This is a genomic window from Streptomyces sp. NPDC017676 (assembly GCF_044329325.1).
Classification (GTDB): domain Bacteria; phylum Actinomycetota; class Actinomycetes; order Streptomycetales; family Streptomycetaceae; genus Streptomyces.
Genome location: NZ_JBIRJA010000008.1, coordinates 417,742 through 431,009 on the forward strand (window position 1 = coordinate 417,742; position 13,268 = coordinate 431,009).

11 protein-coding genes and 1 pseudogene are annotated in these 13,268 nt (G+C 74.1%); 7 read left to right on the forward strand and 5 right to left on the reverse strand.

Annotated features, from left to right (window positions below; translation table 11 throughout):
- Positions 1 to 22: 22 nt before the first annotated feature.
- Both ACH4LD_RS20345 and ACH4LD_RS20350 read left to right on the forward strand, forming a co-directional pair.
- Complete coding sequence (locus ACH4LD_RS20345) at positions 23 to 349, forward strand: hypothetical protein (RefSeq protein ID WP_398056426.1); 327 nt, start codon at positions 23 to 25, stop codon at positions 347 to 349.
- Positions 350 to 691: 342 nt separating this feature from the next.
- Positions 692 to 1,990, forward strand: coding sequence for an MFS transporter (locus ACH4LD_RS20350; protein WP_398056200.1), 1,299 nt, complete (start codon positions 692 to 694; stop codon positions 1,988 to 1,990).
- 64 nt (positions 1,991 to 2,054) lie between these two features.
- On the opposite strand, the gene ACH4LD_RS20355 is transcribed toward ACH4LD_RS20350, so the two are convergent.
- On the reverse strand, positions 2,055 to 2,942 hold the full coding sequence (locus tag ACH4LD_RS20355; protein WP_398056425.1) for an endonuclease/exonuclease/phosphatase family protein: 888 nt from the start codon (positions 2,940 to 2,942) through the stop codon (positions 2,055 to 2,057).
- 918 nt (positions 2,943 to 3,860) lie between these two features.
- Between ACH4LD_RS20355 and ACH4LD_RS20360 the strand changes: the two genes are divergently transcribed.
- On the forward strand, positions 3,861 to 4,286 hold the full coding sequence (locus ACH4LD_RS20360; RefSeq protein WP_398056199.1) for an ATP-binding protein: 426 nt from the start codon (positions 3,861 to 3,863) through the stop codon (positions 4,284 to 4,286).
- An 89-nt stretch (positions 4,287 to 4,375) separates the two neighbouring features.
- On the forward strand, positions 4,376 to 6,448 hold the full coding sequence (locus ACH4LD_RS20365; protein ID WP_398056198.1) for a SpoIIE family protein phosphatase: 2,073 nt from the start codon (positions 4,376 to 4,378) through the stop codon (positions 6,446 to 6,448).
- A gap of 252 nt (positions 6,449 to 6,700) precedes the next feature.
- Here ACH4LD_RS20365 and ACH4LD_RS20370 read toward each other — a convergent pair.
- Positions 6,701 to 7,718 (reverse strand): annotated as a pseudogene (locus ACH4LD_RS20370) (RNA polymerase sigma factor RpoD/SigA).
- A gap of 315 nt (positions 7,719 to 8,033) precedes the next feature.
- On the opposite strand from ACH4LD_RS20370, the gene ACH4LD_RS20375 reads away from it, so the two are divergent.
- Positions 8,034 to 8,540 (forward strand): NUDIX hydrolase, encoded by a 507-nt coding sequence (locus ACH4LD_RS20375; RefSeq protein ID WP_132790264.1) that lies wholly within the window; start codon positions 8,034 to 8,036, stop codon positions 8,538 to 8,540.
- Positions 8,541 to 8,581: 41 nt separating this feature from the next.
- The gene (locus ACH4LD_RS20380) at positions 8,582 to 9,325 is read left to right on the forward strand and encodes a PIG-L deacetylase family protein (RefSeq protein WP_398056424.1); all 744 of its coding nucleotides are present in this window, start codon (positions 8,582 to 8,584) and stop codon (positions 9,323 to 9,325) included.
- On the opposite strand, the gene ACH4LD_RS20385 is transcribed toward ACH4LD_RS20380, so the two are convergent.
- The 3 genes from ACH4LD_RS20385 to ACH4LD_RS20395 form a co-directional block, all read right to left on the reverse strand.
- Entirely contained in the window at positions 9,300 to 10,280 is a 981-nt protein-coding gene (locus ACH4LD_RS20385; RefSeq protein WP_398056197.1) for a threo-3-hydroxy-L-aspartate ammonia-lyase, read from the reverse strand. The genes ACH4LD_RS20380 and ACH4LD_RS20385 overlap by 26 nt on opposite strands.
- A 77-nt stretch (positions 10,281 to 10,357) precedes the next feature.
- On the reverse strand, positions 10,358 to 11,557 hold the full coding sequence (locus ACH4LD_RS20390) for an alanine racemase (RefSeq protein WP_398056196.1): 1,200 nt from the start codon (positions 11,555 to 11,557) through the stop codon (positions 10,358 to 10,360).
- Positions 11,558 to 11,571: 14 nt separating this feature from the next.
- A complete protein-coding gene (locus tag ACH4LD_RS20395; RefSeq protein WP_398056195.1) occupies positions 11,572 to 12,204 on the reverse strand; it encodes a transcriptional regulator in 633 nt (210 codons plus the stop codon).
- 139 nt (positions 12,205 to 12,343) lie between these two features.
- Between ACH4LD_RS20395 and ACH4LD_RS20400 the strand changes: the two genes are divergently transcribed.
- Positions 12,344 to 13,123 carry a thioesterase II family protein gene (locus ACH4LD_RS20400; RefSeq protein ID WP_398056194.1) on the forward strand — a complete coding sequence of 260 codons (780 nt, stop codon included), beginning with the start codon at positions 12,344 to 12,346 and terminating at the stop codon, positions 13,121 to 13,123.
- The last annotated feature ends 145 nt before the right edge of the window (positions 13,124 to 13,268 follow it).

The following is a 13,268-nucleotide window of genomic DNA, read 5'->3' on the forward strand; positions in this document are numbered from 1 at the left end:
CGGTGCGGCGCCGTGCCGGGTCGTGCTGTGCCGGGACTGCTGCTGCGGCAGCCCGAAGGTGGCCGGTGTCGACCACGCGGCGCAGACCGCGCGGCTGCGGGCCGTGGTGCCCGTGCGTGTCTCCGACTGCCTCGACGTCTGCGAGCAGGCCGACGTCGTCGTCGTACAGCCGTCCGCCGCCGGCCGGGCCGCCGGCGCGCGGCCGGTCTGGCTGGGGCTCGTCAACGATCCGGACGCGACCGAGGACATCGTCACCTGGGTGCGCGCGGGCGGCCCGGGCGTGGCTCCGCTGCCGGACATCCTCAGCCTGTACGTCTTCACCCCGCCCCGACGGCGCGCGGCTCCCTGAGACCCTGACCGCGCGGGGTCCGGTCCCGGCGGGTGTGCGGGGGCTGGTGTTGGCCGGGTCTGCGGGGGCTGGTGTTGGCCGGGCGTAGGGGGTCCGGTGTCGGCCGGGCGTACTGAGGCCGTTTCGGCCGGGCGCCGGTCGTGCGGTACGGGTGCACTCGGTGAGGCCGAGCGTGAGCTGGGCGTCGGTGAGGCGGAGGCCCAGCGTGCCGGCTACCCGGCGAGGGTGTCCCGGCGGGGCTCCGTAAGGGGCTGCGGCACGGTCCGTCGGGAGCGTGCTGCTCGCGCCCCCCTGCGCGCCGCGGGGCATGCTGACCTGGGCGATCGCGGAGGTGGTGTGGGCGTGCGGACAGCGCGGGCCGGGGGGCCGGACCCGGTGCGGCCGGGCGGGATCGGGCCGTGGCGGTTCGTCGTGTGGTTCGGCCTGGTCAGCCTGCTCGCCGACTTCGTGTACGAAGGGGCCCGCTCGGTCACCGGCCCGCTGCTGGCGTCCCTCGGGGCCTCCGCCCTGGTCGTCGGTGTGGTCACCGGCGCCGGTGAGGCGGCGGCGCTGGTGCTGCGCCTGGTGTCCGGGCCGCTGGCCGACCGGACGCGCCGCTTCTGGGGCCTGTCGATCGGCGGCTACGCCCTGACCGTGCTCTCCGTGCCCCCGCTGGGCGTGGTCGGCGTGCTGTGGGCGGCCTGCGCCCTGGTGATCGCCGAACGGGTGGGCAAGGCGGTGCGCTCCCCGGCCAAGGACACCCTCCTCTCGCACGCCACGGCCGCGACCGGACGCGGCCGGGGCTTCGCCGTCCACGAGGCGATGGACCAGGTGGGCGCGCTGGTCGGTCCGCTGACCGTGGCGGGCGTGCTCGCGCTGAGCGGCGACGCCTACGGCCCCGCGCTCGGCGTGCTCGCCGTGCCCGGTGCCGCGGTGCTGGGGCTCCTGTTCTGGCTCCGGGCACGGGTGCCGGACCCGGAGGCGTACGAGCGGCAGGTGACCGCCACGCCCGCCACGCCCGGGCCGCCCGGGTCGCCGCCCGCCGGTCGTCTGCCCGCCGCCTTCTGGACGTACGCGGCGTTCACCGCCGTCACGACGGCCGGCTTCACCACCTTCGGCGTGCTGTCGTACCACCTCGTCCAACGGCACCTGATGACGACGGCGTGGGTACCGGTGCTGTACGCGGCGGCGATGGCCGTGGACGCGGTCGCCGCCCTCGCCACCGGCTGGCTGTACGACCGGATCGGCCCGCGGGTGCTGGCGGTCCTGCCCGTGCTGGCCGCCGCCGTGCCGGCACTGGGGCTGACGCACACCCTCCCCACCGCCGTGGCCGGTTCGCTGGTGTGGGGCGCGGCGACGGGCATCCAGGAGTCCACACTCCGGGCGACCGTCGCGGACCTGGTGCCCCCGCCGCGCCGGGCGACGGCGTACGGCGTCTTCGCCGGGGTGGTGGGCGGCGCGACCCTGGTGGGCGGGGCGCTGACCGGAGCCCTGTACGGCTACTCGGTCCCGCTCCTGATCACGGTGGTCATCGCGATCCAGGCCGCCGCGCTCGTCCTGCTCGCCGTCACGCGGGGGTCGGACGCCCGGAGGGCTGGGCCGTACCGACGCCGGCCGCCGGTGGACCGGGCTCCGGGGAACGGCGCGGACGGACCTGCCTGAGACGGGGCGCCACGGGGACCATGAAGTGTCAGGAGCACGCGAAGGACGGGCCGGGGCGGCCGGTTCAGCGGCCCCGGTGGTGCAGCAGGAGGTCGGCGACCACCGGGCGGTGGTCGGAGGCCGTGGTCCCGGACTCGCGCGTGGCGGTGACGGTGACGTCCGGTGAGACCGTCACGAGATCGATGCGCTTGACCGGCTCCACCGCCGGACAGGTCTTCCCGCCGCTCGGCGCCGCGTCGGCCAACGGGCCCCACAGCCGGGCCAGTTCAGGGGCGTCCGGCTCGGCGTTGAAGTCGCCGAGGAGCACCTTCGGGCCGGAGTCGGCGGCCAGGATGCCCAGCATGTCGTCGACCTGGGCGTGCCGGACCGAGGGGTCCGTGCGGTAGTCCAGGTGGGTCGCGTACACGTGCACCAAGGTGCCCCGGACCTTGACCGCCACCTCGGCGAAGCCCGGCGCGGGGGCCGGCACCGGGTCGGGTGTCTGGGTGGACAGCCGGGTGATCTCGTGGTTCCACGCGCCCCGCACCGGGAGGCGGCTCAGCAGCGCGACGCCGTACTGCCGCCGTTCCCCACCGGGCGTCGCCGGCGGGAGGTCGTAGATCGGCGCGAAGAAGACCCGCATGCCCAGCCTTCCGGCCAGTTCCCGGGCCTCGTCCGTGAAGTCGCTCCGCGCACCCCAGTGCACGTCGACCTCCTGAAGACCGATCACGTCGGCGTCCAGGTCCCGGATCGCCGCCGCCGTGCGGTCGAGGTCGAAGACGTCGTCCTGGCCCGCTCCGGCGTGGATGTTGTACGTGGCCACGCGCAACGGCACACGGGCCGCGGCCGGTCCGGCACCGGTCATTCCGTCCGCCGCGGCGGCGCCGGACGGTGCGGCGCCGAGCGCGGCGGTGGCGGCGAGAACGGCGGCGGCCAGTACGCGCGCAGCGGCGCGTCGGGGCTTGCGGTCCACTGAATCCTCCCGAGGTGGTCCTTGCAGGTCGGCTGGGCGGTACTCCTGCCGCAGCCGGGCGGCGCGGGCGCCGGGGTGCGGCGAGGGTGCGAACTCCGCGCCGAGCGGCGCCGCCGCGATCCGGTCGACGATCTCCTCGGCCTCACCGAGATCCCGGGTAACCGACTCGGTCGGCAGGTCCTCCCCGTGGCCGGGGGTGAGCAGCGCGGTCCGCACGACCGTGTCGGTGCCCTCGGCGCGGGGCAGCGCCCAGGGCACGAGCAGGAAGACCAGCATCATGCGGGCCTCCACGATGAGCAGGTCGTCCGTCGGCCCGTTACGGTCCGCCCACCGCAGGCGCCGCGACGCCTCCGTCCGCTCCTTCGCGCCGGAGCCGGACGACGTGGGCTCACCCCCGCGCAGGTTGCGCATGCCGAGCACGAGGCCCACGAAGACGACGGAGAAGTTCTCCCCGTGCTCCCGCAACGCGGTCTCGACGCCGGTCAGCCGGGCGAGCACCGGGCTCCACGCCTCGGCGGGCTCCCGGCCCGTCGCCGCGTGCGACAGCCGGTGAGCCTCCTGGAGCGCTTCGGCGAGTTCCTCCTGCCGGCCCGCCGCCCCGCCGTCGTCCCCGTCCCGCCGTACCTCGCCGACCATCGGCCCCCCGCCGCCCGCCTGCCTCGTCCCCGCATGATGCCCGGCCGGGGGCCGCTTGACCACCGAGCCTGCATGGCCGCGGCTGACGGCCCGGTCTTCGGCCGAACCGGTACCAGGTGGGCCCCGCCGTCGTCGCTCATGTCTTCACCGTCCCGGCAAGGCCGGATATCGGTCGTTTCTGGGTACACGCGAGGTAGGGATCAGGCGCTCAGGCAGAGGGCGGTTGGTATGGACGAGGTTGCCCGGAGCGGGGATCGGCGGACGGACCGTGCCGGACCCGTCATGACCTCGGCCGCGTACGAGGGCAGCCCCACCGACATCGCGGCGGCCCGTGACCTGGCGCGCGCGTTCCTGAGGAGGGTGCAGGCCGATCATGGCCTGCCGGTGTCCGAGCGGGTGATGGGCGTGGTCCAGCTCGTGGTCAGTGAACTGGTCACCAACGCCTGCAAGTACGCGCCGGGACCGTGCCTGGTCGATCTGGAGCTGTCCGGTGACAGCGTCGGAATCGCGGTCTGGGACACCGCGCCCGTGCTGCCCGTGGCCAAGGCCGCCGATCCCGGCCGGGTGGGGCAGCATGGGCTTGAGATCGTGATGGCCGTGTGCCAGGGCTTCGAGGTGCACCGGGAACCGGTCGGCAAACGGATCACCGCGTCCGTGATGCTGGCGGACGACCCCGGGGGAGACGTGGCCGGCCGCTCCCCGGTGTGACGACCGGGTGCGCGGCCGCCGCCTCGTCCCCGGCGGCTCCCACGGGCCACGGCGCGTGCTCCGACCGAGTGGCAGAGGAGAAGCGGCGTATGGGCGGAACGGACGTTTCCCGGCCTGTCCCGGGCCGGCCCCTGGCCGGTGCCGGCGCGTCGCCCACCGGCCTGCTCGATCTGCTGAGCGTCGCCGCGGTGGTGCTGGACACCAACGGGCGCGTGGTCTTCTGGAGCCCCCAGGCGGAGGAGCTGTTCGGTTACACCGCGGACGAGGCGCTGGGCCGGTTCGCGGCGCGGCTGCTGGTCCACGAGGAGCACTGGGACGAGGTGATCACGCTGTTCGCCGAGGTCATGGAGTCCGGTACCGACTGGGCCGGGGCCTTCCCGATCCGGCACAAGGACGGCAGCACGCGCCTGGTGGAGTTCCGCAACATGCGCCTGCTCGACGACCTCGGTGACATCTACGCCCTGGGCCTGGCCGTGGACCAGTCGACCGTGGTACGGGTCGAGCGGGGCGTCGCCCTCTCCGCACGCCTGGTCACCCAGTCCCCGATCGGCCTGGCCATCCTCGACACCGATCTGCGCTACCTGACCGTGAACCCCGCCCTCGAACGGATGCACGGCCTGTCCGCCGCCCAACAGCTCGGCCGACGGGTCCGCGACGTCCTGACCTTCCTCGACGTCGAGGCCATCGAGAGCCGTCTGCGCCAGGTCCTGGAGACCGGGGAGCCGGTGACCGACCACTACGTCGTCGGCTGCCCCAGCGCCGATCCGCACCGGGAGCACGCCTGGTCGGCGTCGTACCACCGGCTGGAGGACGCCGCGGGCCGGGTGCTCGGCGTGGCCACGTCCGTCATCGACATCACCGAGCGGCACGAGGCCAACATCGCCGCGACCCGTGCCCGGAACCGGCTGGCCCTGATCGCGCACGCCTCCGCCTCCATCGGTACGACCCTCGACGTGGAGCAGACGGCGCACGAGCTCGCCGGGGTCGTCGTACCGGACCTGGCCGACATCGCCACCGTCCACGTTCTCGACAGCGTCCTGCGCGGGCGCGCTCCGTCCGTCACCGGTCCCGCCCGCTTCCGGGCCGTGGCCACCGCCGCGGCCCACGCCTCCGAGGCCGCGCACGCGGCCGAACCGCCCGGACGGGTCGCCGCCTACGACAGTGACCGTCTGCTCACCCGGTGCGTGCGTACCCGCCAGCCCGTGCGGGTGGCCGAGACCACCCGCCAGGACCTGCGGCACATCGCCCGCACCAGCGAGGCCGCCTCCCTCCTGGAGCAGACCGGGGTGCACTCCTACCTCGCCGTGCCGCTCCTGGCCCGCGGCGAGGTCCTCGGAGCACTGAGCCTCGCGCGCGTGGGGACCCCCGCGCCCTTCGACGAGGACGACACGCTGCTCGCCTGCGAGCTGGCCGGCCGCGCCGCGACCTGCATCGACAACGCGCGCTGGTACCAGAGCGCGCGCAACACCGCCCTCACCCTCCAGCGCCGCCTGCTCCCGCAGCTCCCGTCCCGCCTGCCCGGCCTGACGATCGCCTGCCGCTATCTGCCGGCCGGAGCCGTCAGCGAGATCGGCGGTGACTGGTTCGACGCCATGCACCTCCAGGGGGACAGGACCGCGCTGGTCGTCGGGGACGTGATGGGCAGCGGCATCAACGCCGCCGCCAGCATGGGGCAACTGCGCAGCGCCACCCGCGCGTTCGCCGGGCTCGACCTCGACCCGGCAGAGGTGCTCCGGCAGCTCGACCGCCTCACCGAGGACGTCGAGCACACCATCGCCACCTGCGCCTACTGCCGGTACGACCCCGAGCGGGGCCTGTGCCGCATCAGCCTCGCCGGTCATCTGCCCCCGGCCCTGGTCCGGGCGGGTCGGCCGGCGCAGCTCCTCGACCTTCCGTCCGGTGTGCCGTTGGGCGTCGGCGGCACCTCCTTCGAGACGACCGCGTTCGACTTCCGCCCCGGTGATCAACTCGTCCTCTACACCGACGGACTGGTCGAGACCCGCTGCGACCCGATCGACGCCCGTCTCGGCACCCTTCTCGACGCCCTGACCGCGACGGCCGGCCAGGATCTCGGAGAGACCTGCGACCGGGTCCTGGAGAGGCTCCGGCCGCCGGGAGGCGACGACGACGTGGCTCTGCTCGTGGCCCGCGCGGAGGGCTGAACCGCCAGGGCGCGCGGGGGTCCGAACCCCCAGGGCGCGGGACGCGTGCGCCCGCGCGCCGTCGCTCGGGTCAGCCCGGGTACAGGGCGACGAGGGTCCCGTCGCGGATCGGCTCCTGCGCGTGCGTCGATGCGGATCAGCTCCTGCGCGTACGTCGATGCGGATCGGCGCGCCGCCTACGTCGATGCGGATCGACCCGCGGCGTACATCGACGCCGGCCCGCACGCCGTCGAGGACGAGGTGCCCGTGCCGTCAGCCCGCCCACTCCAGCAGGCGCTCGCCGGCCTCCGGTGCCCGCAGCCGGCCGAGCGACTCCTTCTCCAGCTGGCGGACGCGCTCCCGGGTGAGTCCCACCTGGTCGGCCACCTGCTGCAACGTACGGGACTGCCCGTCGTGCAACCCGTACCGCAGGCTGAGGATCATGGCCTCCCGGGGTGCCAGCGTGCCGAGGGCGTCCCTCAGCTCCTCGGCGAGCGCCCGGTACTCGGCCACCTCCGGGGCCTGCAGCACGTCGGCGGCGGGGATGAGATCGCCGACCACGGTCTCGCCGGTGTCGTCCACGGGAGTGTCGAGACTGAGGGTCTGCCGCCCGACACGGCGCAGCCAGGCGACGCGCCCCTCGCCGAACCCTCTCCCGGGCCACTTCCTCGTCCGTCGGCTCATGGCCGAGGCGCAGGTACAACCGCCGTTCGGCCTTCGCGAGCTTCTGCAACTCCTCCACGACGTGCATGGGCAGCCGTACGGTACGGGCGTGCCGGGCCAGACCGCGCTCCATCGCCTGACGGATCCACCAGGTGGCGTACGTGGAGAACTTGAAGCCCTTGGTGTGGTCGAACTTCTCCACGGCCCGGATGAGCCCGAGGTTGCCCTCCTGGACCACGTCGAGCAGGGGCACGCCCCGGTGCGCGTGCCGCTTGGCGATCGCCACCACGAGCCGCAGGTTGGCCCGGATCATGTGGTCCTTGGCGCGCAGGCCCTCCCGGACGGCAGCCTCCAGTTCCCGGCGCCGCTGCGGAGCGAGGCCGTGTTCGCCGGCCTCGGCCCGTTCCAGTTGCCCGGTGGCGTGCACACCGGCCTCGATGTGCCGGGCCAGCCGCACCTCGTCCTCGGCGGTGAGCAGTGGGGTCGCGGCGATCCGGGCCAGGTACTGGCCCAGCAGGTCGGGTTCGTCCCCGGTCTCGGGCACCCTGCTCCGCGGACGTGCGGAGCGGGCGGCGGCACGACGGCGCTCACGGGGATCCGCCGCCGCGGATCGTGCCGGCGCAGGCATGGTTCCGGCCCTCCGACTCTGTCGCTCGCTTTGCTCTCCTCGCTTCCAGCGGGGTGCCGGGTACCCGGCTGGAAGGCCACGACACAGAGGACCCGACGGCTCCCCGCGACAGCGGCGTTTCGGCCAACCGGCGTTTCGCGGTCCGTCCGAATTACATGTGTTTGATATCGCGGCCCGGTCGTTGAACCCGACGACACAACCGGACGACCGCCGAGGGGGACCGCGGTGACCTGGAACCTTCGCACCGGCGGGGAAGCGCCCCGCCCCGCGGCACACGACGACCAGCCGTCCTTGGACCGGGGGAAAGGAGACGCCGTGAGCCGTGTCTGGCTCCCGCCCGAGCAGTACGCCGAGCAACTGATGAAGGCGACCGGATTCGCCTGCGTCCACTTCACCGACGAGCAGGACCGGCCCGTCCAGCTGCACTCCCGGTACAGCCCCGCGCATCCGTGGCAGATGCCCGGCGGCACGATGGAGCCCGGTGAGCGGCCCTGGGAGACGGCTGTACGGGAGTGCCACGAGGAGACCGGCATCACGGTGTCCGGCCCGCCACGGCTGCTGGCCGCGGTCTACGGACTGCCCGGCGAGGAATGGCCGTACAGCACCATGGGTCTGATCTTCGACGGGGGCCGCCTGAACGACGCCCGGATCCAGGGCATCACTCTCGACCCGGAGGAGCACGACGAGTTCCGCGTGCTGCCGCTGGAGGCGTGGCGACCGCTGATGCCGGCCCAGGACTTCGCCCGGCTGAACGCCGTGACGAAGGCCCGCCGCACGGGCGTGGCCGAGTACTTCGACACCTGGGACTGGGGAGAGGTGTGAGCGTGGAGTCGGTGAGGCGGTCAGGCTCGCGGGCGGGAGCCGTGCCGGCCGGTCTGCTCGCCGTGTTCGCGCACCCGGACGACGAAGCTCTCCTCGCCGGCGGCGTGCTCGCCCGGCAGGCCGCCGCGGGCGCCCGCACGGCCGTCGTCACGGCCACATGGGCGCCCGACAGCCCACGCGTGGGCGAACTCGCCGACTCGCTGGCGGCCCTGGGCGTCCGGGAGCCGCCACGGATGCTCGGCTACGCCGACCACCGGGTCCCCGACTCCGCTCCCGGCCGGCCCCGGTGGTGCGATGTCCCGCTCGACGAGGCAGTCGGCCGCCTGGTCGCCCACATCAGGGAGGTCCGGCCCGAGACCGTCGTCACCCACGACGCCTACGGGCAGGTGACCGGGCATCCCGATCACCGGCACACGCACCGGACGGTGATGCTCGCCGTGACCGCCGCCGGGCTCGGGCGGCTGTACCCCGAGGCGGGTGAGCCCTGGCAGCCCCGGACCGTCCGGTTGGCGACCCATCCCCACTCGGCCGTGGCCGAGCTGGGTGAACTCCTCGGCAGTGTCGGCAAGTGCGTTCTGAGCGTGCCGGACTGCCACGTCACCGACATCGTGGACGTCCGGCCGTGGAGCGGCCCGAAGTGGGCCGCGGTCCTGGCGCACCGCAGCCAGGCGGAGGGGGAGCGCGCGCTGCCCGCGATGCTCTCCCGGCTTCCCGAGGAGACCCGCGGTCGCCTGCTCGGCACCGAGTACTACACCCGCGTCACCCTCGGTCCGGCCGTCCCGTGAGCGCGGTGAAGCGGTCCACGTCGATGTTGCCGCCGGACGCGATGACACCGATCCGCCGGGGTGGGTTGTCGACGCGTCCGGCCAGCAGGGCGGCGAGGGGCGTCGCGCCGCTCGGTTCCAGGACGATCTTCAGGCGTTCGAAGGCGAAGCGCATCGCGGTGACGATCTCGGCATCGCTGACCAGCGCGATGGCGTCGACCAGGCGCTGGTTGAGGGGGAAGGTGATCTCGCCCGGCGTGGCCAGGGCCTGTCCGTCGGCGATGGTGCGCGGGACCGGGACGGTGACCCGGGTGCCGGCCTCCAGGGAGCGTTTGGTGTCGTCGCCGGCCTCCGGCTCGACGCCGATGACGCGGATGCCCGGGTGCAGCGCCGTGGCGGCGGTGGCGCTGCCGGCGATGAGGCCGCCACCGCCCACCGGCACGAGGAGGGCGTCCAACGGCCCGGTCTCCTCCAGGAGTTCCAGCGCTGCGGTGCCCTGGCCGGCGATGACGTGGGGGTGGTCGTAGGGCGGGATCAGGGCGAGGCCGCGGTCCTCGGCCAAGGCGTGGCCGAGCGCGGTGCGGTCCTGGGTGTAGCGGTCGTAGGTGACGACCTCCGCCCCGTATCCGGCGGTCGCCTCCCGCTTGGAGCGGGGGGCGTCCTCGGGCATCAGGATGACGGCGCTGGTGCCCAGTTCCCGGGCGGCCAGTGCGACGGCCTGGGCGTGGTTGCCGGAGGAGTAGGCCGCGATGCCCTTCGACAGCTGGTCCCGGGGCAGTTGAGCGGCGGCGTTGTAGGCGCCGCGGAACTTGAAGGCGCCGATCCGCTGGAAGTTCTCCGCCTTGATGAACACCTTCGCCCCGACCAGGGAGTTCAGCGTGCGGGAGGTGAGGACCGGGGTGCGGTGGGCGATGCCTTCGAGGCGGGCGGCGGCCTCGCGGACATCGGCGAACGTGACGGTTGGTGCGGCGGCCATGGGCGTCCTCGAAGTGTCCTTGACGGGCGGGGAGACGGGTGGGGCAGTCGTGCGGGGGAGACGGGTGGCGGGCGGGGTCACCAGCCGGTGACGCGCGGCCAGTACGCCTCGATGCCGGGTGTGGACGCTCGCGTGCCGCCGGAGCCGTCGATGACGTGGTAGCCCAGGTGCTGGGCGGCGGTGGCGCAGGCGTGGTTGGGCAGGACACGCAGGCGGGTGCCGATGGGCAGGTCGGGCAGGGTGGCGCCGTCGCGGGCGGTGAGGGTGCCGTGTTCCTGGCTGGCGGCGGTCATGACCAGGCCCGGGATCAGCGTGCCGGACAGATCGGTGACCAGGCCGTAGCCCTGGTCCTGCGGCTGGACGGCGGTGCCCCGGTCGCGCGACATGGCCATCCAGCCGCCGTCGGTGACGATCCATCCGTACTCGGGACGGTGGCCGATGACGGTGACCACGACCGACAGGGCGAGGTCGTCCACGTCGCAGACCCCGAGGCCGGCCATCACCAGGTCGAAGAAGACGTAGTTGCCCGCGCGGAGTTCCGTGACTCCGGTCAGGTCCTCGGCGGCGTGGGCGGTGGGGGTGGAGCCCACGCTGACGGTGGGCACGGGCAGGCCGGCCGCGCGGAGCCGCTCGGCCGCGGCGACCGCGGCATCGCGTTCGTTCCGCGCCGCCTTGCGCTGTTCCTCGACGGTGTAGCAGAAGTACGACTCGCCCGCGTGGGTCAGTACGCCGTCCAGGCAGCCCGCGTCGTGCAGGATGCCGGCGATGCCGGTGAGCCCGGGGGCGTCGGGCTTGAGGCCGCCGCGGTGGCCGTCGCAGTCGATCTCGATCTGGGCGGGAAGGGCGATGCCGGCCTCGCGGGCGGCCGCGGCGACGAACGTCGCCTGCTCGGTGCTGTCCAGCAGGACGCGCAGGGTGACACCGCGGTGCGACAGGGCGATGACGCGCGGGAGTTTGTGCGGTTCGATGCCGACGGCGTAGGTGATGTCGCGACACCCCGCGGCGGCGAACGCCTCGGCCTCGGCGAGCGTGGAGACGGTGACGGGCCCGGGGGCGCCGTCGTGCAGGAGGGCGGCGGCGTCCACGCTCTTGGCCGTCTTCACATGGGGGCGCAGGGTGACCCCGAGGCGGTCCGCCCGCGCTCGCAGGCGGGCGGCGTTGCGCCGGACCCGGTGCACGTCGACCACGGCGAACGGGGTGTCGGGGTCCGCCAGGCTCATGGGGGCGGGGGAGGGCTCGGCGGGGGAGGACGGAGCGGGGACGGGCCCGGTCGTCATGGGCAGGTGACCTCTCACTTCGCGTAGTTGTAGACCGTGGCCCGGGACACGCCGAGCAGGTCCGCGATGGTCTGCGCGGCGTCGCGCGAGTCGAAGTAGCCGTCCCGTTGCAGCTGTCGTACGAGGGCCTTCTTGTCCTCCCGGCTCAGCGAGCGGGGGGTGGCGGCACGCTCGGCGGCCCGGGCCTCCACCGCCTGGCGCAGCTCGCGCGCGGTGCGGTCACGCAGCGTCTCCAGGGGCCGGTCACGGTGCTCGGTGTCCGTGGCCACGAGGTTGGTCAGGGCCAGGGTGACCGGGGACAGGACGGACACGTCCAGGTTCAGGCACAGTGCCGCGATGTACTCGCCGGCGGCGTTCTTGATGCCGATCGAGGTGCTCTTCGCCGGGCGGCCGTCGGGGAACCGGTTGGGATAGTTCTGGATGACGCTGGGGTACTGCGGATCGGCGATGCGGGCCAGGCCCAACTCCGTGGCGGAGTCACCCACCTGACGACCCGACAGGTTGTTCTCGATCGCGCGGATCGCGTGGTCCGGATGCCGCAGGTCGTGCAGCACCACCTCGCACAGACCGGGGAACATGCGGCCCAGCGCGACGGCGATCTTCTCGGCCTCCCGGATGAGATGCTCGTCCGCGCTGTCCTCGCCCACGCCATACCCCCATAGATTTGCCGTCCATCTCTGGACTGTGAGTCTAAAGAGAGGGGTGTGCCGGGTCAACCGCGATCAGTCGTGATCGGATGAGGGGGCCGAGGGCGGCACCTGCCGTCCGTTCCACCGAGGGAGACACATGACCGACCGGTCCAGCGCGGCACACCGGTTGTGGCTGCGCCGCTTCCACCAGGCGGCACCGGGTGCGCCCAGGCTGCTCTGCCTGCCGCACGCCGGCGGCTCCGCGAGCTTCTACTTCCCCGTCTCCAAGGCGCTGTCCCCCGCGGTCGACGTGCTCGCGGCGCAGTACCCCGGCCGTCAGGACCGCCTCGCCGAAACCCCGGCGGAGTCCGTCCAGGAACTCGCCCAAGGGGTGTTCCGCGCGCTCGACGAGGACGACGGCGCACCCCTCGCGCTGTTCGGGCACAGCATGGGCGCCCTGGTCGCCTTCGAGCTGGCCCGGCTCCTGGAGTCCGCCGGGCGGCCTCCCGCGGTGGTCTTCCTCTCCGGCCGCAGGGGGCCGTCCGTCCACCGGACCGAGACCGTCCACGAGGGCGGCGACGCACGGCTGATCGAGGAGGTCGTCAAGCTCGACGGCACCGACGCCGCCCTGTTCCAGGACAGGGAACTGCTGGAGATGATCCTGCCCGCGCTGCGGGCCGACTACCGCGCGGTGGAGACCTACCGGCGCGCCCCGGGCCCGCGGTTGAGCTGCCCCTTCGTCGTGCTGACCGGCGACGCCGACCCCCGGGTCACCCCCGAGGAGGCCCGGAGGTGGGACGAGGAGAGCGACGGCCCGTTCGAGCTGCACGTGTACCCCGGCGGCCACTTCTACCTGACGGCGCAGCAGCAGGCCGTGGCGGCCCGGATCGAGGCGACGCTGCGGCGACTCGGCCCCGGCGCCGGAGCGGTGGCCTGAGCCCGCGGCCGTACCCGCCGAACAGCGCGGGGGGGGGCCCCGGGGGCCCCGCCCCCCCCCCGGGGGGGGGCGGGGGGCCCGGGGGGGGGGGGGGGCGCATTGCAACCCACCCGCGGGGGGGGGCCGCGTGTGGGCCACCGCCGGG